This is a genomic window from Ignicoccus islandicus DSM 13165 (assembly GCF_001481685.1).
GTDB lineage: Archaea > Thermoproteota > Thermoprotei_A > Sulfolobales > Ignicoccaceae > Ignicoccus > Ignicoccus islandicus.
This window is the reverse complement of sequence record NZ_CP006867.1, coordinates 347,524-368,477: the sequence shown is the minus strand read 5'-3', so window position 1 is coordinate 368,477 and position 20,954 is coordinate 347,524. Positions and strand designations below refer to the sequence as shown.

Below are 20,954 nucleotides of genomic sequence, written 5' to 3'. Positions count from 1 at the left end.
AGGGTGCTAAAGTGGAGACCATCACCCACTCTCCCGTTCCTTGGTGGGTACCTCCAGTAGCGATAGTTCCGATAGCCCTACCGTTACTGCTGAGTATAGTAGTCCTCTTAACGCCTTTATACAAAAATAGAATTAAGCGCGTGAAGCCCTCTTGGGCCGGCGAGAGGGAGGACTGGTGGGAGTGGTCCCTCGGAGTCCTAGGAGCTGGAATAACGCTCTTGGCAGCTATCGCGCTCGCTGCGGTAGGCATAGGTAACGAGCTGGAAGTGAAGTACTATCCGTGGTACCCAGTGGGTCATCACGAGAATTACTTCAGCTTACTAATAGATACTATATCTTCCATCATGGCTTTGGTCGTTGCAATCATAACGTTCCTCGATTTGGTCTATAGTTGGGAATACATGGAAGGCGCCAGGGGACCTCATAGGTACTACAGCGAAATGCTTCTCTTCTTGGCCTCTATGGAAGGAATAGTGTTATCTTCAAACCTCATCTTGATATTGCTGTTCTGGGAGCTCGTAGGAGCGGCCTCGTTCCTTCTTATTTCGTACTACTGGTACCACCCCAAGGTCGGTCCTAACGCAGTTAGAGCTGGAAGGAAGGCCATATTGGTTACTAGGACGGCGGACGTGTTCTTCCTAGCTGGCGTTGGGGCCTTAATTGCGTTAGCCGGAACGGGCAACGTTCTCCAAATTTCCCATAGTATAGAACTTACTCATCAGAAGCTATTCGGGGCAGTCGCTTTAACTGCTATTCTCGTTGGCGTGAGCATAGGAGCGTTAGGAAAGAGCGCTCAAATGCCCTTCCACCCTTGGCTCTCAGATGCAATGGAGGGCCCAACTACCGTTTCGGCAGTTCTTCACTCGGCTACTATGGTTGCTGCCGGAGCTTACCTCATAGCTAGACTCTTCCCGCTTTACGAGTCCTACGTAATTTACAACCTGAGCTTAATGGACGCGATCGCTCTAATAGGTGCCATTACCGCTTTCGTGGCCGGACTCTTCGGTTCAGCTGCCAGAGATATAAAGAAAGTAATAGCATTCTCAACCATGAGCCAACTCGGCTACATGTTCGCTGCCCTAGGCCTCGGAAGCTTGCTGGCCGGCGCAGCTCACCTATACATACATGCCTTCTTCAAGGCGCTCCTCTTCCTAGGGGCAGGCGCCGTTATTCACGCATTAGAGCACGTCCTTCACGATCCCTACGAATCTAGGGACATGTTCAACATGGGTGGTCTATGGAAATACATGAAGGTGACCTTCTTTACAACCTTGATAGCCTTACTGAGCCTAGTAGGCATACCGCCGTTCGCGGGATGGTGGTCGAAGGAACTGATAATTGAGAGCTCATTGCACAGCCCAGTTCCCCATTCAACCATAGTCGGTATCTTGTTAACAGTGGCTGCTGGTCTAACTGGATTTTATAGCGGTAGATTGCTTTACTTAACCTTCTTCGGTAACGAGAGATGGAAGGAAGGTCATCCGGAAGCGAGCGTTCACGACGCCGGACCCGCCATGAGGTTCGCGCTAGTATCATTGGCTGCCATAGTACTCGTCTCCGGTCCGATAATAGTATATACGCTTGAGGAGGCCCTTCACTACCACGCCCACGCTCACGGTGAGAAAGTCGAGTTGCCTTTGGGTAACGTGGCTCTAACTTTAGCGATACTAGGTTTCCTAACTCCAATAGCTTACTACTCGCTTTATGGAATAGTTAAGAACAAACTCATTTATTACATATGGTATCCTCTATATAAAGAATTATGGTTCCACGAGCTATATCATGGGGTAGCCAACTTCTGGATAAGGGTAGTTGCAAAGATCACTGATCTAGTAGAAAGAGCCTACACCAACTTCTTAGTAAACACTGCTTTCGTTATAGGTAGGTTCTATGCTTGGAGCTGGGCAGTGAGCGTCAGGTTAGCAGACGAGGACTTGTGGGACGAAAAGGTAATAGATGGTTTGGCGAGGGCCGCAGTTAGAATTGGAAGGGCTTTATGGCGTCTACAATCGGGAGATATAAACCTATACCTCGTCCTTTCGGTGGCTGGTCTAGCATTGGTAATCGTGATAACGTTAATTCTAACTATAGGCGTGGGGTGGTAAGAAATGTGCGAGCTCCTTGCTGCTATAATATTATCGCTCGTTAGTTCCGTTGGCGTAATGTTAGTTAGCGATAGGAGAGCTAAGCAAGCGTCAATAATATTGACGATAATTGTTGCCTTACTACTAGTATCTCCGATACTTAGGGGCATAGAGGAGCCGTACTACGAGAACTACGTACTACCGGGTTTGCATCAGATAGGCGCCGATCTAACCTTTAGAGTTGACTCCCTATCGGCCCTCTTCCTTGCCATTACCGGCTTGATATTCATTGCCGTTGCTTGGGCAGCGAGTTGGGAAATAGAAGAGAGGGCGAAACTTTACCTAGCGCTAATGTTTACTGCTGAGGCAGCCCTAATAGGAGTATTCGCCTCGTGGAACCTCTTCTGGTTCTACCTATTCTGGGAGTTCACTCTACTACCAATGTTCATACACATACTCTATTGGGGCGGTGAGAGGAAGGTCTACGCGGCCTACAAGTTCTTCGTATATACGCAAATAGGAGGAATGATGCTCTTAGTGGCCATAGCCTTAGGGTGGCTCTACGGCTCCCACACCTTCGACATGAAGGACTTCGCCGCCGGACTAAGCGTAGCTCCAGAGTGGGTTAAAGCGGCGTTCGCTTGGCTAACCCTCTTAGCGTTCTTCATAAAGGTGCCAGTTCCGCCTTTCCACACTTGGTTGCCAGCAGCTCACGTAGAGGCGCCTAGCCCGAGCTCAGTGATACTGGCATCCCTAATGCTTAAGATGGGAGGATACGCCTTCATTAGGATAACTTTGGGAATAGTACCCTACATGCTAATGATGTACCTACCGTTCATAGCAATTTGGGCGGCCTTAGCAGCCGCTTACGCTGCCACCGTTGCAATAGCTCAAGTAGACTTCAAGAGAGTAGTTGCTTACACCAGTATAAGCCACATGAGCATGTCAACAATAGGCGCGGCGATATGGGGAATGGGGATAGGTAACGCTTCTTACCTCGGCTTCGTTGGTTCAGTATTCGAAATGATATCACACAGCTTCGTAGTAGGTGCGCTATTCCTCTTAAGCGGAGTCATTAAGCATTACCTACATACGAGAGAAATACCGAAGATAAGGGGACTCGCCTTCGTTGTCCCTATCATGAGTACCGTAATAATGATAGCAATATTCGCCGGTTTCGGACTGCCAGGTACTTCCGGATATCCGGCTGAACTTAGCTTGGTAGCCTCGAGCTTGGGCATGGCCAAGCAAACTTCGGCTGGAACGATAGTTGCCGCTTTCTTGCTGTTAGCTATAGCTACCGTTACAGGCTACTTGGTATGGGATGGACAGAGAATGCTCTTCACTAGACCTCCAGTGAAGCTCGAAAAAGACGTTAAGTTCTACCACATAGGTCCAATACTCTACTTACTGGCAATAAGCGTCATAATAGGAATCATGCCCCATCTGGTAATGGGACCCTTAAAGACCGCGGTTACTCAAACTCCACTAGCTCTAACGGGGGTGGTACCGGGATGATCGAGCCTGGAGCTATAGCCATAACAGCAGTAGCGACCGCAATGGCAGTCGGAGCCGTCTTGGAAGGCGGCTCCCTCGTTATCAACAAGTTGCTTGAAGACCCAACCCCCGAACACCCCGATAAGTACGAGACCTATGAGTGCGGTGAACTTACCTTAGGTGATCCCAAGGAAGTTAGGTATACAGTGAACTTCTTCCCCTACTTGATAGCCTTCTTCGTTGCAGAAGTTACTGGTGCCCTAGCGCTAGTCGGAGCTAACAATCCGTCCATTAATGCGTTAATTGGATTAAGTATGCTATTCTTTGCGCTACTCGCCGGAATAGCGTGGATGAGGAAGATTAGAATAATGGTCTGGATGAGGTGATTTCCATGGCGTTTAAGTTAGTTAAGAGACCGGATTTGAAGAAGATACAACCAATTGGAAGGGGCGTTAAGTGGGCCAGAAGGAACAGTCTGTGGCTCCTCCACTTAGGTATAATGTGTTGCGCAATAGAAATGATGCAAGCAGGTTTCGCTTTTCACGATTTCGAGAGGATAGGCGTTTTGGCGAGGGCCACTCCTAGGCAAGTAGACGTAATATTGGTCAATGGCCCCGTCAATAGGAAAATAGCTGAGAGACTGAGAAGGTTATTCATGCAAACGCCCGGTCCTAGGTACGTTATAGTAATGGGTGAGTGCGCTATAAACGGTGGGCCTTGGTGGGAGAGCGAGTACGTTCTAGACGGAATTCACGAGCTGATAAGGTCCCTTCCGGAGGAGATTCGAAAACAGACGTACGTTGTTAACTTGGCCGGATGTCCTCCCAGGCCCGAGGCTCTAATACGGTCTATCTTGAAAATGGAAGAATTAATCAGGGGAGGGGATCTGAGCGAAGCTAAGCTAACTAAATATCCCGTTAACGATAGGGAAGGTTCTAATAAGAAGCTAGTAGATCCCATGAAGAGATATATCCATGGTAAGAGAAAAGCTGGGGAGGTGAACGAGAATGAAGCTAACGTGGGAGGTAAATAGGAAGGAGTGGAGCAACTTAACTTACGTGGAAGTCGAACCTCAAGGTTGGTACGAGAGCGCTTACCAGCTCAAGGAAGACGGATACTTGTATCCGCAAATGTTAACTGCCGTTGATTGGCCTGCAGAGAAGAAAGTCCAGTTGCTCCTCGTTCTTCACAGGCTCTCAGACGCTAAGACCGTTGCGCTAAGTACTAAGCTAGATAGAGATAAGAGAGAGATTCCCTCCCTAGCCGATATTTTTCCGGGTGTAGAATGGCATGAGAACGAAACGTATGAAATGTTCGGAGTGAACTTCCTAAACCACCCCGACTATAAGAGATGGGGTAGGATAAGGAAGCTGTTGCTCTCGGAAGACCCGAGGTTATTCCCTAAAGACAGGTTTCCCTTACTGAAGGACTCCGGAGGTTACACCAATCTACCTAAGGTTGACTGGAACGAGATTAAGGGCACTGACGTCGAGGACAAAGACAAGTTAAGAGACGATTTAGTTTACGTGCACGTTGGTCCACAGCACCCGGCTACCCACGGTCCGGCCGGCTTCTTACTGGGATTGGAAGGCGAAATAGTGAGGGACGTAATACCTAGGATCGGCTACGTTCACAGAGGAGTGGAATGGATCTTCGAGCAGAAGGAGTACTTAAAGGTAATACCTCTCTTAGATAGGCAGTGCTACGTAGATGGAATAGGGTGGGAAATTCCTTACGTCTTAGCTGTTGAAGAGCTTCTAGGAGCCAAGGTGGACGAGAGGGCCAATTTGCTAAGAATCCTAGCGGCTGAGCTAAGCAGAATACAATCTCACATACTTTACATAGGTTCGTTCTTGGAAAACATCAACCAGCTCACTGGCTTCGCGTGGGCCGTTAGGGATAGAGAGGCGTTCATTAACTTATTAGAAATGCTGACCGGTCAGAGAATGACCTTCAATTACATAAGGTTCGGAGGAGTCGCTAGGGACTTACCTCAAGGATTTAGGGATATTGCAGAGAAGGTTATTGTTAGATTCGAGAAGCACTTTGAGAAATTAATTGATTTGAGCTTGGAGAACCCGCTTGTAGTAATGAGGCTCGAGGGAGTCAGCCCGGTTAGTTCCGAAACTGCTATAAAGTACGGATGGACTGGGCCTAACTTAAGGAGCACTGGAGTGGCTTGGGACTACAGAATAAACAAACCTTACATGGGCTACGACGCGCTAGAGTTCGATGGAGCTATAGGCACCAGAGGCGATAACTTAGATAGGGTTCTGATAAGGTACGAAGAAATAAAGCAGAGCTTAAACATAGTTAGGCAAGTCCTCAAGACCTTAACCACTAGGGGGGACCTAGGAACTCATTTGAAGAGGGTACCGCCGTTCCCCAGAGAAGTAGGAATGGCTTACGGAATTCACGAAGGAGCCAGAGGGGAGAACGGCGTATTAGTGGTCGCCAATCCGAAGGATCCCAAGGCTAGGATGAGGCCGTGGAGGGTCCACATGAGATCGCCAGTGTTCATCCATACCTTAAGCTTGAAGTACATAGGAAGGAACTTGTTGTTACAAGACTTCTTGGCTACGTACATAAGCTTAGACACGTGCGTAGCGGAAATGGATAGGTAAAAATTAACCTAAGGATGGAAGGGTTTCGTTAACCTTTTCAACTTCCTTAATCTCGCCTATCTCTTTTGTAGGGAGTTCTGCGTTCGTACCCAGGACGTAGAACTTAACTTCCCCTTTCCCTTTCTCAGCAATGGCTATTATTCCTCTAGACCACGAGAGGGTTACCGGTTTACCTATTTCCTCTTGAGTTATTACCTTACCGCTTAGGTCGTATATAGTTAACTTGCCGTTCTCTGCGACTGCTAGCTTCGAGCATAGGTCGTCGAAAGCTACGAAAGTCGGTCCCTTGGTCTCTTTCTCTATAAGCTTACCCTTCTCTCCGGAACCTACTAGGAAACCGCCGTCCTTCGAGATGGCAATTAAGTTTCCGCAATTGTCAATAGAGAGTATTACGTCGCCGTAATTCCCGCTGTTCAGCACTTCCCCTTTGAGGTTTACTGAATACAGCTTACCTTCCATATCCCCAAATATTATTTCAGCTCGTTCCTGATATGGGCTAAACGCTATCTTTAAGGCCAAGGGCATTACGCCGTTCAGTCCCTTGTATCCCCAAACGAGTTTCGCCTCTTCGTTTACCAAATCTAAGTGAAATAGACCTATGTTGTAGAAAGCTAACACTGCGAAAGGTCCAATTACATCTATTGCACCCGAAAATCCTTCTTCTACCTCGATGCTTGCTAGAGGCCTTAAGTTTAAGGAGAAAGCGTGAACGAAGCCCATGGTCGTAACGTATACTACGGATCCACTTACGTCCATTCCGTATATCTCTTCTCCTAAATCGTACTCTCCTAGAACCCTACCACTTAGATCAGTTGCGTAGATTTTCCCTTGATAAGTTGCTATTATAGAATAACCCTTGCCGATAAATACCTTTATAGGATTTCCGTCAACTTCGGCCTTTCCGACTAACGTTAGGTTCAACGAAAAGCCGATCATACCTAAGACTAGTAGTGCAAATAGCCTTCTCATTACATATTACCTCTTTGCAAGAAAGAAATACGAAAACATCCCTAAAAAGAATAGACCTAACCGGTTAGTCTCTATAAGTCGTATTCCGTCTCTAATCTCACTTCATCATAGTTATTTCGTATTCTATATATTGTCATCCTTCTTTTCCACTTTCTTTACTTCTAAGGTTAAGCCAACTCTCCTTAAAACTTCTATTTCATCTCCTTCGCTTAATTTCTCCTCTGATCGCGCCTTCCATAGTTCCCCTTCAATCTCTACCCATGTTTCTTTATTGATCTTTACTACTCTCCCCTTCTTCCCTACTATTTCGTCTTTCTTGGCGGAGCTTGAGAAGATCAAGAGTATTACGATGACGCTTATTAGAGCTATTCCTAAAAGGTACTGTTGGGCGTCCATAATCCATAGGTCCTAACTCTCGGAGGCATGAAAACCTAATACAGGCATCGATTCTATTACATTGATTAGGTGCGTTTTTCTTCTGTAGATGGGTTACTAACGCCCTTCGCTAAGGCAACTGGTAGGCCAATTCCGTCTCCCCTTTCAATTACTATTAGGTTCTTCTCCTTAGCTATTTCTAGAAGCATTTGGAGCTCCCTTAGCCTAAGAGCTACAGGGTGTTCTTCGTACAGCTTCGCTGCCTCCGTCAGTAAGCTCGAGGCTTGCTTCTCGCCTTCGGCCTCTATTATCTTGGCCCTCCTCCACCTCTCGGCTTCAGCTTGCTTAGCGATAGCTCTAAGTAGCTCTTCCGGCAATTTTATTTCCTTTATTGTAACCCTAACTACCTTTATCCCCCATTTCTCTGTAATTTCATCCATTGCTTCTTGCATCTTTAAATTCAGTTCTTGCCTTTTGCTTAGTAACTCGTCTAGCTCCACTTGACCTATTACCTCTCTTAATGTAGTCTGAGCTAACAACCTTACTGCTTCTTGGAAATCTTCCACGCTCGTAACGGCTTTCTCCGGATCCACGACCCTGTAGTAAACTACAGCGTCCACTGTAACTTCTACGTTGTCCTTGGTTAAGGCCCTTTGTTCAGGAACGTCAGCGACAGTAACCCTCATATCAATTATTCTCAAGTAATCTATTACGGGAATTACCACCACTAAGCCGGGACCAACGATCCCCGAGTACCTACCTAATCGAAACACCACTCCTCTCTGATACTCGTTTATTACCTTTATTGAACTCCTCGCGAGGGGAGTTACGATAGCCAGGGCTAAGAAGATGAGGAAAACGGTTTCGATCAAGCTAAAGACCCTTTATAGCATCGAAAAGGTCTCTAAAAACGGTTAGTGCCTTCTAATCACGAATTTGAACAAGAGCAGACCGTTCACTGCTGAGACGGCAACCACTATCGCTGCTACTGTTATCAAAAACTTGTTCAAATCTTCCTTTACAGTGACCGTTTCAGTGCTCGTAAATGTAACAGTCTTTGTAGAAGTTAATAGAACGGTTGTGTATAAGTGAGTAGTTACGGTCTCAGTAGCCGTTCTAACTAGCTCCTTCGTTACCGTCTCCGTTACAGTAAAGGCCTTCGGTGCGCTCAAATTTCCAAACAAGTAGAAGGTTCCGTTTTCTAGACCAACTGCCAAGTAACGCTTCCAATCCAAGTCAGTTACTTTGTCCCCGAAGCTCAGTTCCCCTATTACGTTACCCCCAAGGTCCAAGAAGTACACCTTTCTCCCGTAATAGGATGCAACGGCTATTGAGCTGCAATTCGGCGAGAAGCGGACCGAAGAGGCAACCAGCAGGCCCTCAAAGTCCTTCCTCCATAATAGCTTCGGTTCAAGTGGGTTAGAGATATTGAATAGATAAACGAAGATCAGTCCTCCTAGAACAAGCTTATCGGAACAAACGTCCACGCTCGAAACGCTCTCTTTGTAAACGCTTTCCCCTTCCCTCCACTCAATTTTCTGGAAGAGAACCTTCCCATCCCTTAGAGATAACACACTAAAGCCGGGCGTTCCACCAATGCCTTTAGCTTTCCCATGAGCAACGTATACGTAATCCCCTTTCACTTCTAAGTCAGTTACTACCCCTATTTCCCTTTTCCATATTAAGTTGCCTCTTAGATCTACTAGAGCGCAAGTAGTGTTACACGCTATTAACGAATCTCGCAGCAGCTTCACGCTGTAGGAGAATTCCCTTCCCTCGATTACCTTACGCAGTTCTCCATCGCTACGTAAGTAAACTGTACCATTGATAGTCGCAATGGCTACTCTGTTACCGTATAAGTCTAAGTCCGTAACGGGAGAGTCGAGGCACTCGTTCCAATAAGCGTTACCTTCTAGGTCGTAAGCGTAAATGCAGTTATCGCCCGCGACTACCAAGTAGTTGTCTAGGACAATGGAATGCAAGGGGGCTTTGACGTGGCCGATCAGAACCTTTTGGAAGTGGAGGGCTTGAATTATCGCAAGTAATGAGATAACTAAGAGTAAGTGTTTCAATTCTGAACCCTTTCAAAGAGAGAATTCGCTACTAACGCATTTAAGGCTTTCCGTTTCGCTCTAGAGGCCGACGATCTTCTTCGCCTCGGTCTCGCTGAAAATTGTTGAAGAGACGTTGCGAGACACTAAAGCTTCAAAACGGCTTGGGATCGGCGAACTAAAAACTTCACGGAGGGAATTCGTAGCCAATTAATTTGAATCGCTGGAAGCAACTATCTGGACCCTCTATCAATTCGAACGCATTGTATCCCTTGCTGGCCTTGGCGGCTATTTCGATAACCTCCTTGTTTCGTATTCGAAATACATTAGACGAAACCATAAGGTTCGGAGGAGATCAAGGTTTAGCTCAAGTAAGCGTTGGGAGTAGCGCTAAATTGGAACGGTATTTAGTTCTAGGGATCGGAACTCGAAACGTTGGGAGATAGTCCTAATCGCCCCAGCCTTGCTCAATGAAGTCCTTGGAAGAACCTGGTAGAGCTGAGTCGACATGAAATTAAGAAGATTGGTGAAATGCTCTTAAAGAATAAATTGAATGTAAGGAAAGTAATGATTCCCAAAAGAGAACTATCATTAGAGGTAGTGAGAACGGGTTGGAGCTTGGCCAGCAATAAACCGAAGGAGCCGGCCTTAATAGTTCCAATAGGAACGCGAATTTACGTGGAGGCGAGCTATAGAGATGTGCTCCAAGTACTAACCGAAAAACTCGGTGACTCGATGAGTAGCGATCCCATTGGGAGGAAGAGGGAGGGTTGGGGCACTGCAATTGCAATTGCAAGGGGTTGAGAAGCATATTCGCCTCGCCTTAGGGAATCGCTAGTTCTCGATCCGATTTAATGATAATTTCCTATTCAAAGCAGCGGGAGGGGAGGTAACGTAAGAATTAGATAGAAAGGTCCGATACGGAATTACATTCCCTAACGCGCTCATAGCTCTATTCCGTTAACGTCCTCTACTCTCAGTTCGCCTATGCTAGTCCTCGCTCTCCCGCTTAAGTTAACTAGTTCGACTCTGGCTTTTACGGCTTCACCGTTCTTTAAAAAGAACTTATATTGATCCTTATATAACATTACGTTAGCTATCCTCATCGTCTCGCCCAGTTTCTTCCTCCTTAACGAGTCCCTCGTCTGCTTAATTATAGCCCCTTCCAAGTATTTGTCTAATCCCTTTACCCTCAAACTGGGACCCTCCACTTTAGCTATTACGTCCTTTCCGAGCGCAACGGCGTTGGGCCAGACCAAGGTAACGTTCTCACCATATATGAATCTGAGTATCTTCGTTGCTTGAACTGTGGCCATTACTAGGTCGACTGGAGTTCTGAGAATCACCTCTTGCTTGGGTAATTCTCTAATAATGAACTTACCGTTGGAGCGATGCACGCCAATTCCCATCCTCTTGAAGACCATTACTAAGGCCCTTAAGTCGCTCGGGAGTAAGTCGAGCTCCTTCCTAACTTCGTCGACTTTCCAGCCCTCTTTCATCATTTCATATAACTTAGCGTTCCTCAATGAATCCCCTCAACCTTCGAAGAAACAATTGGTAATAAGCGGTCAGCCCAGTTAGACGTAAGGAATTCAGTTTTCGCGATTTTGAGCTAATTTAGCTAGCAACTTAGAGTAAACCTTCTCCCAAGTCGGTGCAAGTCCAAGCCATATAACCTCGCTTTCCAAGCCTTGAATTACCAACATTTTCAGCCCGTCTACTACTTTGCAGCCCTTTAACAAGGCATTCCTCAAGAGGGGGGTTAGTAGGGGGTTGTACACCATGTCCATTACCACTTGGCCCTCCCTCAAGGCTTCCGGAGGTATTGGTACGCCCCTCCCCCCTAGGCCTACTGGAGTGGCGTTCACCACCAGATCGAATTCCTTAATTAATTCGTAATTAGAGAGAGGCTGAAATTCGACGCCGAATTCCTCTGCTAACTTCCTACCCCTCTCTTCCGTTCTATTAAATATAGTTACTTCATTGTCCTTGTAGAAGGCGACTACTGCCGCCCTCGCCGCTCCCCCGGCCCCTATAATCGCGACTCTAAGCCCTTTAGGTTCTATTTGGGTAGAAACTGCTTTCCTAACTCCCTCTACGTCCGTGTTGTAGCCTATGGCCTTGCCTCCCTCGAACTTAACCGTATTAACGGCGCCTACTTCCCTCGCAACGCCCCTTACTTCGTCCAAGTACTTCGTTACTTCCTCTTTCAGCGGTATAGTTACGTTAATTCCGGTGAAGAGCTTCGGAGCCGTTCTCATAAACTCGCCTAACTCCTCCTTTCCCACTTCGACCTTAGTGTACCACGCCCTTATCCCCATGAGTTCGAATGAAATCGAATGGAGTAAGGGAGATAGACTATGTTCTATAGGTTTCCCAATAACTGCGAAAGTTTTGTACTTCAAAACACCACCCCACCTTATAAGCCATTCCATGGGTTATCAAACACGAGGAATGGTGAGAGACATGAAGGCCCTAAGGAAGGGAGTTTCCCCGGTTATAGCGACCCTACTGCTAATACTCATCGCCGTCGCAGCTGCCGTCTTGCTCTACACTTGGGTAGGTAGCCTGAGCGCCAACGTGGCTGGAAGCCAAGTGACCGGAAAGACCCTAACTGTAATACAAGCTACTTGGGCAATGGGTGATTATCGTGACGGTACCGGCGCAGGATTCAAGGTCGACTACCCAGTACTAATAATATCCTTCAAGGCTCCACCGGCTGCTGTAGGCGGCGCTGGAGCTGGTCAAAACCTAGTAACCATCGACAACGTAGACGTAATTTACGCTGGTAGGATACTCTGCCACTACGCAGCCTTCCTACAAAGCACAGACGACCAGCATACAGGTAGTACTGCTGGAGGATTGCAATCCTACGGTATTGCGTTCGCCGGATTTGGTGGCCAAACCGCAGGTCAGCTAGACGGCAACGATCAACTACCTCCGGGAGGTATAGTATTAGCCTTTGCGAACACGCAAGGAGTTGGTGCTAAAGGTCAAGTAACTGATGCAGATCTAACGGATGGAATTACTGCACCCACTGGCACTACCACCGCATACATCTATGCAACAGATGGTACCAACACTTACACTACCGACTCGTTTGCGACCATAGTAGCTGGTGTCTGGGAAGTGACTTACCCAAGCACTAACAAGGTAGAGACCAACTTCAAGAGTACTAACGCTGTGATAAGGTACGATAGGTGGACTGGCAGTACCCTAAATGTAGCATACCATGACGGTACCAACGCCCAACAAAGAGCAATTGACACTTTCGACCTAGCCAAGGTCGGCCAAGACGACTGGAGCTTAGTAATATGGTGCCAGAAGGTCAATCCCAACGTAATGGATAATGTTGACATTAGGCTACAATTCCAAGACGGCAGCACTTGGGAGACCACTGTACCTCTAACTGTACAGTAAAGCCAAAACCGGCTCGGGGAGGTTTAACTAAAAATGAATTTTTTCTCACTTCTCATAGTTATTTCAATACCATTACCCGTTCTAGCTTACTTGTTCAGAAAGCTCGATTCATCTAAGTACTTATCCCTAATTCCGTTATCGATATCAATTCTGACGCTCTTTCACTTCCTCTCGTGTCGCGTTTCCACGTTGCTCGAATGGTACTGGGTTAACTGCGCCCTAAATCCGCTTGAGAGGGTAGTCGTAGCTCTGACGCTCCCTCAGTTCTACGTTCCACTAATCGCCTCAATGCTATCTTACTTCCGCAAGCTGCCCCTTTCCATTTCAGCTAGCGTATTGATCGCTTCCCTTTTGACTTATTGGTCCAATTACCTTAGTCTAAACTCTTCAATGATGTTCAGCGCCCCTTCGATACCGCCTATAGGCTATGGTACTATTAGGAGTACGTTCGATACGCTCTATCTATTTCTATTCCATCTCTCAATAGCCCTCTACGTTTCGTACTTGGCAGTTCGGAAAGACCCTCTACTAAACTTGTCTGCTTCGTTAGCGTCCTTTTCATTAGCTCTCTTTGCGTATTACAACTTAACTACGTATGGAATCCCGATCCCTTATTCCATTTTCCACGCGGCCTACCTCGTATCAGTACTCTCCCTCGTAATTCACTACTTGTATAGGGACAAGCTCAGCACGCTTTCAATAATATTGGCGTCTTTAGTTACTATATCAATAGTTCGTTTAATTCCGACCGATATAGCAAGTCCGTACTTCGCTGATCAAAGGTCCTTAGGAATAGCATTCGCAACGCTGCTCTTAAGCTCGTTATATTACTTGAAATTAGTTGAAGGGTTGGAGGTAATTTCCCTAGGAGTTCTCGTTCCATCAATAGCGTTGCTTGCGATGGCTCTCATTAGGTATTATTCCATTGAGGCTTTTCAACTAGTTTTAACGTTATCTACCCTAACCTTATCTATTGCGTATTACAAGAGGTGTAAGTATCTTTTAATATCTCCAACGGGATTTCTCCACTATATCTTAGCGTCTGTAATACCTTGGATAAGCTTTGCAGTAACATATGTAAAGAAGAGAAAGTTCGTCGAATCACTCGAGGCAGCTTTAATAGTCGCGTTAGCCCTCTCTATCTTCTATTCCAGCTCCGCTCCAGTTTACTTCGACTTAGTGAAGCAACTCAACGTAACGAACGTGAAGGTTTCTACCGTAAGCTCTGATATCAAACTCTTGAACGGGACCCCTCGAATACTAAATAGGGAAGTTTTGGTACATTACAACACTAACTCCGGAAACGTAAGCCTAAGGGTAAATTACAAGGTCCCAATATATTCCGGCAAGTACCTACCGCCAGGCTACGAGAAGTCGTTTGCGAGAGGTATACCAGAGTTCTCTTATCTAGGTAGTTGTGCCGTTGCTTTACGAGAGGAAAGTTCTACCGGCCTTTACTCTAGCTCCTTGAGGTGCTACCCACTTACGCTGTACCTCTTGATATCTTCAACCCTTCTCGGATCTCTTGTATTAATAGAATCACTTCATAGATACAAACGAACAACGTGATCTAGGATAATTTGGGGTAATTTGCTACCGCTTTACTATTGCTTCGTAAACTTCCTCCGTCTCTACAGGAATCGAATAAGTCTTTCTGAAGAACTTTACCACGTAGTCTACGTCTCTCCTTAATAGTTCCTTCGCTCTTGGATGATCCCTTTCAACGTATTGGGGCCAATCTATTACGTAAGCTTCGGAAGTCTCGGGATTTACTATAACGTTGTACTCGCTTAAGTCACCGTGAACGATACCCACCTCGTTATAGGCTTTATCGATCGTTTCAATGACGTCTTGGAACGCTTTCAATGGATCCTTTAAGGGAGGCTTCTCTGAGAGCTCTACTGCGCCCTTAATCAGCTCAGTTACCACTACGTGCCTACTTCTAGCTATCGGCTCGGGGACCTTCGCGCCTACCGAGGAAAGCTCCCTTAGCGCGGCGAACTCCCTTTGCGCTGAGACCTTCGATTGCAAGAGCCACGAACTCTCTAGCTTATAGCTCCTGTGTCTAGCCACGTGCCTGAAGCTAGTTCTCCCAACTCTGTGGAACTTAACGGCCACTTCCTTTCCACTTGGAGTTATTCCAAGGTAGACGTCGCTCTCCTTTCCGACGCCCAGCTTCTCTCCCAACTTATCTAAGTACCCCTTTTTCATTAACGAGACTATTGCCAGTACGTCGTAGGCTACTATGGTCAGTCTGTAGCCTAGGAACGAAGCGGACTGTCTCTTTATTATCTTCAAAGAGTTTAGCTTGTACAAGCTCCTTTCTAAAACGTGAAGGGGTAACCGGGTAGACTTCTCCAAGACTTCTAGAGGAACGAACTCATACCTATTTGAGTACTTCTCCAAAGCGTAAAGTATTTCTAAGTCCTCCTTAGATATAACGCTAAGCGCTTCTCTGACGTCCATCTCTTTCCTTCCCTTCCCTTAAGAGCCTTACGAACTCCTCTATATCTCTAGCAATTTCGACGTTGCCTCCCTCCAGGTCCTTGGGTAAGTCTTCGAAGCCTACTGCGAAGGCCTTCTTGTCTATCATTTTACTAGCTTCCCCGAACCACTGCAATTCCTCGTCGCCGTGTGGAACAACTGCTACGAACTCCCTCTCTTTCCCTACGTGGACGTTACCTTTGGGTACGTGTACGCCTTCGGTCCTATCAAGTAATTTGGCCTCAATTGGGCTATGCGGCTCGCAAGGCTCTATTACTCCTTCGAATTCATTGAAGTTCACCTCCTCTAGTACTTCCTCGCCGAACAGCTCCACGAGCTTCACCGCAACGTCCACGCTTACCTTGCTCTCCCCCCTTTCGTAATCGTATACGGACTTCTTGCTAACCCCTAAGTAGTCGGCTAGGGCGCCCAAGCTCATCCCGCTCTCAACTCTCTTCCGCTTGAGCTCCTTCGGGTTCACGCTAACGACGAAAGCCGACTTGTGTTTCCTTATGTATATTTTATCACCAGACAATAGTTTATTCAAGGTCTCCGGGGAAGCTACCGGCGTATCGAACCTCTCGTAAATGACGTCCTCCAATAATTTCTCGGAACCCATTTTCTCGCTTACTATCAGTGGAATGGCGTCTATTGCTTTTGCCAAAGCGTTCAGTACTCCTACTTTACCTCTCTTAATCCTAGAGGCGTTCCTTTCAGCTATTACAGCGAAGATCCTCCCTTCTCTTTTGACCACTATGTCCGAGGCCTTGCCATTAATTAATACGCCTTTGTCTCCAATTAGAGATAAAACGTCCTTAACGAACTTCCTATTCATTTTCAACACCCTTGGAGGAAATCACCTCGCGGAGATCCACCGCAAATATTACGAACACTAGTGAACCCAGTTCCATAACTAGCTTATCCAAATGGTAAAATTTAAGTTTTTCGTCTCGTTCGAGTCCAAGAACGTTCCTTACTGCCTCTTCTTGCCATTGGTCTCCCATGACGCTCAAAGCCCCGGTTTCGGGGTTATAGCTTAGAACTATGGGAACCTTAACTAGCCATCTGAGCCAAGAAGGGATGGCGTTGGAGAGCCTCTGTAGGTCGTCTTCGTCCATTAAGTGGACCGTTCCGTCCTTTAAGGGAACCTCCCTTTCCCCTCTTAGCGCTCTAAGTAAGGGAATTTGTTCCTTAGGAACGGATTGATTTATCGTAGCGAAGTCGCTTATAGTCAGCTTTATGAGCTCTCTATCGTTCATGAGTTGATTCCTTAGGAAAAATCCATTACTTTGACTTAAGTGCTTTCTCTATTTCCTCATCGCTTACGTCCAGCTCATCCAGGTCGAGCTCTATCACTTCAGGCTCTTCTTGTACTGGCTCTGGTTCCTTTATCTTCTTCCCTTTTACTTCGATCTCTCCTCCCCCGATCTTTATCTTACTAACTACGCCCCTCCACTTGTGCCCACAGTTAGGACATTGGAAGCTTCCCATTATCGTTATTGTTATTCTTCCCTTCGAGTCGGGCATGGGAGAGACCAGTTGCCAAGTCTTGATAGGCTCTACCTTAGTACCACACTTCGGACATATTGTAGCGTCTCTCTTCTTCTTAGCCATCCGTATTACCCATCGTCACGTGCAGACAAGGTTACAAAAACTAAGCGCTCACAACGGATTTAACGAACTTCCTAAGGCTTTCTCTTCTAAATGAATATAGGTACCACGCAGCGAGCAAGGGCGTTGGGTCTATAGCTAGAGCCGTTACTACTTGACCGTGAGGATAGATTTTGAAAGGCTTTACAGCGAACACCGTTATCTCCTTGATCTCTAAGTAGCCTAACGCGAAATAGAGCAGACCAACTGCGTATTGCGGGTTGGGAAAACCTATGACGAGGTCAATTATCCTTAGCAAGTCCAATATCGCGGCAGCTATCAAGGCCCCCTCGGTGAACTGCTTATGTAATTTCGACGAACCTTCATCTAGGAACACCATGGAAATAAACGCTATTACTACAGCCAGCGCAGCTGCTGGCGTTAAAGGCGAAACGGTTCCGCCCGAGAGCGAGTAATCCAAGCTCCCCAATGCGAGCGACGCGAGGAACACTCCGAGCGCTAAATACCTCGTTGCCTCGTCCAACAGCTCGAGTTCACCTCTCTTCCCTTCTCCTAAAAGCTATATTGAGTTTCCTTGGGATCGCTCCCTGCGGGCGCTTCAATGTAGTGCGTGTTGAGCGTTTTTAATGGTCAAGGTCTACTCCCTACTAACGTCTCAATCCATCGCCCTTCCAAAGAACGGCTTCGCAGGAGACCTTAGATATATAGTATCTTGCATAAGGAGGCGACGTTCCAGTAAGCCTATCAGCGACTCTGGAAAGTACGAAGTCGCTTGTAAAAGGTCTCTGGAAACGCAATTACAACCGTATGCGAAGGCGAGATTCGAATACTGCTTACTGGCCAGTGCCGGGAGCTGCGCTAATAACTCAAGCTCGCAACAGACGGCCTCTCGCCATGTGGTAACTGCTTTCCCTCACGTCTCAGTCACAGCAAACTTGCGATCAATGTTCTCTTAATTTCAACGCTTTCAGTTCGTTACGCCGGGGCGAAATAAATCTTCGAGACCAATATAAAAGAAGTCCTTGAAGACGTCAAAAGGTTTGCTTAACACTAAATATTGGTTAAGGGAATGCCTAGGAGAGACAGCTTAGCTGTGTTGTTAGCCGGAGGTGAAGTTAACCTCTTTTCTTCCATTTCCTCAACCTTGAGATCGCTTGAAGAAATAGAGGTCGATCGAGTGAAGGTCTTGCACACTCCTTCAGGGAAGAGGAATGCAGAGAAACTAACTGGGATAATTCCAAGCATTGAGATGGCGGAGGTTCCAGGGGACGAGGCGTCCTTAAGTAAGAGGCTCTCCGAACTCAAGCGACACTTGAGCGAAAGCGACGTGGTAGTGATATCTCCTGCGGGAGCGTCGCTCTCCTCAGTAGCCAGTAAAGCGTCCAGCAAAGTAGTTCACGTAACCTTCCCCTTCGGTTTCTGGAACGGTTTAGTTTACCCCTTCGTACCCAGGTTCCTCCAGAGAGTAACCGGAATAGGGGACGTAAAGTTTCGAGACAAGGTGGACGACGTAATAGAAAACATTGACCTAGAGAAAGTAGGCTTGAACAACTTAGGCCCCATTAGAAGAGAGGTGGCCCAATTAGTTAAGAAACTGAACGCTACTTTGCACTACACTTGCAACGACCTCAATTGCAAGAAGCCTTCGTTGAAGGTAACTTTCGACCTAGGAAGCGCCATTGGGAGCGTGGAGGTAGTAACGGAACGCGACGTGACGAGAATAACCGGTGCACCTATGCTTAAAGGTAGGGGCGTTCTGGCTAGGGGTCAGGATAGCTTGCTATGGCTATCCGGCTTGCTTCCATTGGACCTAATGAAGTCTTTGAAGGGTAAGCCAATCATAGCCGATACGTCATTCGTCCTCCTAGGAGCTCTTAATTGGGTTTACAAAGGCTTTACAATTAGGGTACCTAGATGCGTTATATACGAGTTAATTCATAAATTCGAGGAGAGGGCCAAGAGGGGAGACAAGGTCGATCTCATATCGCTCATTGCTCACGACGTGGTCGAGGAAGTAAAGTCGCTTAAAATAGAATATCCGAGTCCTCCGGACTTATGCGATAAGGCGATAATGCAAATAGATCCCTTGCTTATGGACGGAAACGTCTTAGTTACAGAGGACAAGAACTTCTGCAAAATATGGAACCTACTTCCCTTGAGGAAGCTAATGAACGCCGAGCCATTGGAGCGAAAGAGAGAGGTAAGAAGCCTAATTGAAATAAGGGACGATGAAGTAGGTTTCGCAGATAGAGTTTACGCTACCCTACAATTTTACGCATTGATTAAGAGAGCCTTGTTGAAGATGAGGGAGATAGGTGAGGGAGCGGGCTTGAGGGCCGAAGTCGACGTAGAGGGGAGGAAGCTAGATGAGATCGATTCTCGAGATAGCAATTCCTCGCCCGTTAATTGAACTGCTCTCTGATCTAGACTTCGAGGAGGGAGCGCTACTTCTCGGTTCTCAGGAGGGAAATTTAGTAGTTATCGAAGGGGTTGCCTTCACCCATTGCGTTTCTACTCCAATAGCCTTCAATTGCGTGCCCTTGCCGAGGGACGACTTGATAGGAGTGTTTCACAAACACGTTAGCGCTAGTAAAAGGGATTTCGCAATTGCGAAGTTGTGGAAAGCGTACTTGGTTAGCGAGGGCGGCGTAGTTAAGGGCTATAGCTACGGGAGGCCCGTACGAGTTAGGGTAATTTGAAACTGCAATCGTAAATAGCGCGAGCTTCAACCTTTCTTTCGGGACTTAAAGTGGACGTAGAAGAGAAAATTAAATTAATAAAGAGAAATACGGTAGAGATAGTAACCGAAAGCGAACTAAGGGAGAAGCTCGAGAAGGGAGAGAAGCTGAAGGGATACATAGGCTTCGAGCCCTCGGGCCTCTTTCACGTAGGTTGGATGGTCTGGGCGAAGAAGCTCGACGATCTAGTTAGAGCCGGCATAGAGATGAGAGTGCTGGCAGCCACTTGGCACGCTTGGGTCAACGACAAGCTAGGCGGTGACTTAAACCTCATAAGGGACGCAGCTCGGTACGTCTGGCACGTTCTCAAGGCCCTAGGACTACCCATGGATAAGATAGGGTGGGTCTACGCTGAAGACCTAGTTAGCGATCCCAATTACTGGGCCTTAGTTATCAAGGTTGCTAAAAACACCTCGTTAGCGAGAATGAAAAGGGCGTTAACTATAATGGGAAGGAAGGCGGACGAGGCGGAGCTAGATAGCTCCAAATTAATCTATCCAGCAATGCAGGTTTCCGATATAGTATACATGGACTTGGACGTAGCCTTGGGGGGCTTAGATCAAAGGAAAGCACATATGCTACAGAGAGACGTAGCTCCTAAGATCAATGCCAAGAAGGTTATAGCAATTCACACGCCCTTACTTACCTCCTTGCAAGGGGGTAAGAGAATGGATGTGAAGGACCTAGACGATTACGCCTCCGAAATAAAGATGAGTAAGAGCAAACCGGAGAGCGCCATATTCGTTCACGACTCACCGGAAGAGATATGGAGTAAATTGAAGAAAGCTTACTGCCCGGCTGGAGTGGTGGAGTTCAACCCAGTTCTGGACATAGTTAAATACGTAATATTTCCTTGGAGGGAATACAAACCCTTCGTCGTAGAGAGGCCCGAGAAGTTCGGCGGGACTGTTGCTTTCAATACATACGAAGAATTAGAGGAGGCGTTCAGGGAAGGCAAGCTCCATCCCTTAGATTTGAAGAAAGCTACCGCCAAGTACCTCTCGGAAATACTTGAGCCCGTGAGGAGATACTTCCAAGAGAACGAAGAGGCCAAGGAGTTATATCGGAAGATATCGAGCAGTAGGATCACGAGGTAAGGAA

22 protein-coding genes are annotated in these 20,954 nt (G+C 46.9%); 11 read left to right on the top strand and 11 right to left on the bottom strand.

The features are described 5' to 3' along the window. The first annotated feature begins 11 nt into the window (after positions 1-11). Genes EYM_RS02090 through EYM_RS02065 form a run of 5 tightly spaced genes read left to right on the top strand, consistent with a single transcriptional unit; the run spans position 12 to position 6,205 of the window. Positions 12-2,105: an NADH-quinone oxidoreductase subunit 5 family protein gene (locus EYM_RS02090; RefSeq protein WP_075049459.1), complete on the top strand. Its 2,094-nt coding sequence runs from the start codon at positions 12-14 to the stop codon at positions 2,103-2,105. Between the two features lie 3 nt (positions 2,106-2,108). Beyond that, entirely contained in the window at positions 2,109-3,602 is a 1,494-nt protein-coding gene (locus EYM_RS02085) for a complex I subunit 4 family protein (RefSeq protein ID WP_075049458.1), read from the top strand. After that, the gene (gene ndhC / locus EYM_RS02080) at positions 3,599-3,967 is read left to right on the top strand and encodes an NADH-quinone oxidoreductase subunit A (RefSeq protein WP_075049457.1); all 369 of its coding nucleotides are present in this window, start codon (positions 3,599-3,601) and stop codon (positions 3,965-3,967) included. The genes EYM_RS02085 and ndhC overlap by 4 nt, the downstream gene beginning before the upstream one ends. Positions 3,968-3,972: 5 nt before the next feature. Further along, positions 3,973-4,614, top strand: coding sequence for an NADH-quinone oxidoreductase subunit B (locus tag EYM_RS02075; RefSeq protein WP_075049456.1), 642 nt, complete (start codon positions 3,973-3,975; stop codon positions 4,612-4,614). Next, complete coding sequence (locus EYM_RS02065; protein ID WP_083494991.1) at positions 4,589-6,205, top strand: NADH-quinone oxidoreductase subunit D-related protein; 1,617 nt, start codon at positions 4,589-4,591, stop codon at positions 6,203-6,205. Before EYM_RS02075 ends, EYM_RS02065 begins: the two co-directional genes overlap by 26 nt. Before the next feature lie 3 nt (positions 6,206-6,208). Here the strand turns inward: EYM_RS02065 and EYM_RS02060 are convergent, their stop codons facing one another. From EYM_RS02060 to EYM_RS02045, 4 genes are all read right to left on the bottom strand, one after another. Further along, positions 6,209-7,174 carry a hypothetical protein gene (locus tag EYM_RS02060; RefSeq protein ID WP_075049455.1) on the bottom strand — a complete coding sequence of 322 codons (966 nt, stop codon included), beginning with the start codon at positions 7,172-7,174 and terminating at the stop codon, positions 6,209-6,211. A gap of 123 nt (positions 7,175-7,297) precedes the next feature. Then, a complete protein-coding gene (locus tag EYM_RS02055; RefSeq protein WP_075049454.1) occupies positions 7,298-7,570 on the bottom strand; it encodes an NfeD family protein in 273 nt (90 codons plus the stop codon). Between the two features lie 65 nt (positions 7,571-7,635). Then, a complete protein-coding gene (locus tag EYM_RS02050; protein WP_075049453.1) occupies positions 7,636-8,421 on the bottom strand; it encodes a slipin family protein in 786 nt (261 codons plus the stop codon). A 42-nt stretch (positions 8,422-8,463) separates the two neighbouring features. Next, complete coding sequence (locus EYM_RS02045) at positions 8,464-9,621, bottom strand: hypothetical protein (protein WP_075049452.1); 1,158 nt, start codon at positions 9,619-9,621, stop codon at positions 8,464-8,466. A gap of 510 nt (positions 9,622-10,131) precedes the next feature. Between EYM_RS02045 and EYM_RS02040 the strand changes: the two genes are divergently transcribed. Beyond that, the gene (locus EYM_RS02040) at positions 10,132-10,404 is read left to right on the top strand and encodes a hypothetical protein (RefSeq protein ID WP_075049451.1); all 273 of its coding nucleotides are present in this window, start codon (positions 10,132-10,134) and stop codon (positions 10,402-10,404) included. Positions 10,405-10,544: 140 nt separating this feature from the next. Here EYM_RS02040 and EYM_RS02035 read toward each other — a convergent pair whose 3' ends face one another. Together EYM_RS02035 and aroE are read right to left on the bottom strand one after the other, a co-directional pair. Further along, a complete protein-coding gene (locus EYM_RS02035; RefSeq protein ID WP_075049450.1) occupies positions 10,545-11,126 on the bottom strand; it encodes a hypothetical protein in 582 nt (193 codons plus the stop codon). A gap of 66 nt (positions 11,127-11,192) precedes the next feature. Further along, positions 11,193-12,005 carry a shikimate dehydrogenase gene (aroE, locus tag EYM_RS02030; protein WP_168050163.1) on the bottom strand — a complete coding sequence of 271 codons (813 nt, stop codon included), beginning with the start codon at positions 12,003-12,005 and terminating at the stop codon, positions 11,193-11,195. A 61-nt stretch (positions 12,006-12,066) separates the two neighbouring features. On the opposite strand from aroE, the gene EYM_RS02025 reads away from it, so the two are divergent. Continuing rightward, positions 12,067-13,020 (top strand): archaellin/type IV pilin N-terminal domain-containing protein, encoded by a 954-nt coding sequence (locus tag EYM_RS02025; protein ID WP_075049448.1) that lies wholly within the window; start codon positions 12,067-12,069, stop codon positions 13,018-13,020. Between the two features lie 33 nt (positions 13,021-13,053). Beyond that, entirely contained in the window at positions 13,054-14,589 is a 1,536-nt protein-coding gene (locus EYM_RS02020) for a hypothetical protein (protein WP_075049447.1), read from the top strand. Positions 14,590-14,613: 24 nt separating this feature from the next. On the opposite strand, the gene EYM_RS02015 is transcribed toward EYM_RS02020, so the two are convergent. The 5 genes from EYM_RS02015 to EYM_RS01995 are packed head-to-tail and all read right to left on the bottom strand — an operon-like array spanning position 14,614 to position 17,638. Beyond that, entirely contained in the window at positions 14,614-15,486 is an 873-nt protein-coding gene (locus EYM_RS02015) for an RIO1 family regulatory kinase/ATPase domain-containing protein (protein WP_075049446.1), read from the bottom strand. Further along, positions 15,464-16,339 (bottom strand): helix-turn-helix domain-containing protein, encoded by an 876-nt coding sequence (locus EYM_RS02010; protein ID WP_075049445.1) that lies wholly within the window; start codon positions 16,337-16,339, stop codon positions 15,464-15,466. The genes EYM_RS02015 and EYM_RS02010 overlap by 23 nt, the downstream gene beginning before the upstream one ends. After that, complete coding sequence (locus EYM_RS02005; RefSeq protein ID WP_075049444.1) at positions 16,332-16,763, bottom strand: DUF61 family protein; 432 nt, start codon at positions 16,761-16,763, stop codon at positions 16,332-16,334. Before EYM_RS02005 ends, EYM_RS02010 begins: the two co-directional genes overlap by 8 nt. A 25-nt stretch (positions 16,764-16,788) precedes the next feature. Further along, positions 16,789-17,118 (bottom strand): CpXC domain-containing protein, encoded by a 330-nt coding sequence (locus tag EYM_RS02000; protein WP_075049443.1) that lies wholly within the window; start codon positions 17,116-17,118, stop codon positions 16,789-16,791. 40 nt (positions 17,119-17,158) lie between these two features. Then, on the bottom strand, positions 17,159-17,638 hold the full coding sequence (locus EYM_RS01995) for a hypothetical protein (protein WP_075049442.1): 480 nt from the start codon (positions 17,636-17,638) through the stop codon (positions 17,159-17,161). A gap of 546 nt (positions 17,639-18,184) precedes the next feature. Between EYM_RS01995 and EYM_RS01990 the strand changes: the two genes are divergently transcribed. From EYM_RS01990 to EYM_RS01980, 3 genes are read left to right on the top strand one after another with little or no spacing between them, the layout of a single operon-like run. Further along, complete coding sequence (locus tag EYM_RS01990; protein WP_157058725.1) at positions 18,185-19,525, top strand: hypothetical protein; 1,341 nt, start codon at positions 18,185-18,187, stop codon at positions 19,523-19,525. Continuing rightward, complete coding sequence (locus tag EYM_RS01985; protein WP_075049440.1) at positions 19,482-19,814, top strand: hypothetical protein; 333 nt, start codon at positions 19,482-19,484, stop codon at positions 19,812-19,814. Before EYM_RS01990 ends, EYM_RS01985 begins: the two co-directional genes overlap by 44 nt. A gap of 50 nt (positions 19,815-19,864) precedes the next feature. Next, on the top strand, positions 19,865-20,950 hold the full coding sequence (locus tag EYM_RS01980; protein WP_075049439.1) for a tyrosine--tRNA ligase: 1,086 nt from the start codon (positions 19,865-19,867) through the stop codon (positions 20,948-20,950). Positions 20,951-20,954 lie beyond the last annotated feature (4 nt).

What these genes read in the sequence shown, in the direction of transcription:
- EYM_RS02025 (WP_075049448.1), top strand. Translation starts at nt 12,067, where the DNA reads ATGAAGGCCCTAAGGAAGGGAGTTTCCCCGGTTATAGCGACCCTACTG.
- EYM_RS02040 (WP_075049451.1), top strand. Translation starts at nt 10,132, where the DNA reads ATGCTCTTAAAGAATAAATTGAATGTAAGGAAAGTAATGATTCCCAAA.
- EYM_RS02010 (WP_075049445.1), bottom strand. Translation starts at nt 16,339, where the DNA reads ATGAATAGGAAGTTCGTTAAGGACGTTTTATCTCTAATTGGAGACAAA.
- EYM_RS02060 (WP_075049455.1), bottom strand. Translation starts at nt 7,174, where the DNA reads ATGAGAAGGCTATTTGCACTACTAGTCTTAGGTATGATCGGCTTTTCG.
- EYM_RS01985 (WP_075049440.1), top strand. Translation starts at nt 19,482, where the DNA reads ATGAGATCGATTCTCGAGATAGCAATTCCTCGCCCGTTAATTGAACTG.
- EYM_RS02065 (WP_083494991.1), top strand. Translation starts at nt 4,589, where the DNA reads ATGAAGCTAACGTGGGAGGTAAATAGGAAGGAGTGGAGCAACTTAACT.
- EYM_RS01990 (WP_157058725.1), top strand. Translation starts at nt 18,185, where the DNA reads ATGCCTAGGAGAGACAGCTTAGCTGTGTTGTTAGCCGGAGGTGAAGTT.
- EYM_RS02075 (WP_075049456.1), top strand. Translation starts at nt 3,973, where the DNA reads ATGGCGTTTAAGTTAGTTAAGAGACCGGATTTGAAGAAGATACAACCA.
- ndhC (WP_075049457.1), top strand. Translation starts at nt 3,599, where the DNA reads ATGATCGAGCCTGGAGCTATAGCCATAACAGCAGTAGCGACCGCAATG.
- EYM_RS02015 (WP_075049446.1), bottom strand. Translation starts at nt 15,486, where the DNA reads ATGGACGTCAGAGAAGCGCTTAGCGTTATATCTAAGGAGGACTTAGAA.
- EYM_RS02020 (WP_075049447.1), top strand. Translation starts at nt 13,054, where the DNA reads ATGAATTTTTTCTCACTTCTCATAGTTATTTCAATACCATTACCCGTT.
- EYM_RS02000 (WP_075049443.1), bottom strand. Translation starts at nt 17,118, where the DNA reads ATGGCTAAGAAGAAGAGAGACGCTACAATATGTCCGAAGTGTGGTACT.
- EYM_RS02085 (WP_075049458.1), top strand. Translation starts at nt 2,109, where the DNA reads ATGTGCGAGCTCCTTGCTGCTATAATATTATCGCTCGTTAGTTCCGTT.
- EYM_RS02005 (WP_075049444.1), bottom strand. Translation starts at nt 16,763, where the DNA reads ATGAACGATAGAGAGCTCATAAAGCTGACTATAAGCGACTTCGCTACG.
- EYM_RS02055 (WP_075049454.1), bottom strand. Translation starts at nt 7,570, where the DNA reads ATGGACGCCCAACAGTACCTTTTAGGAATAGCTCTAATAAGCGTCATC.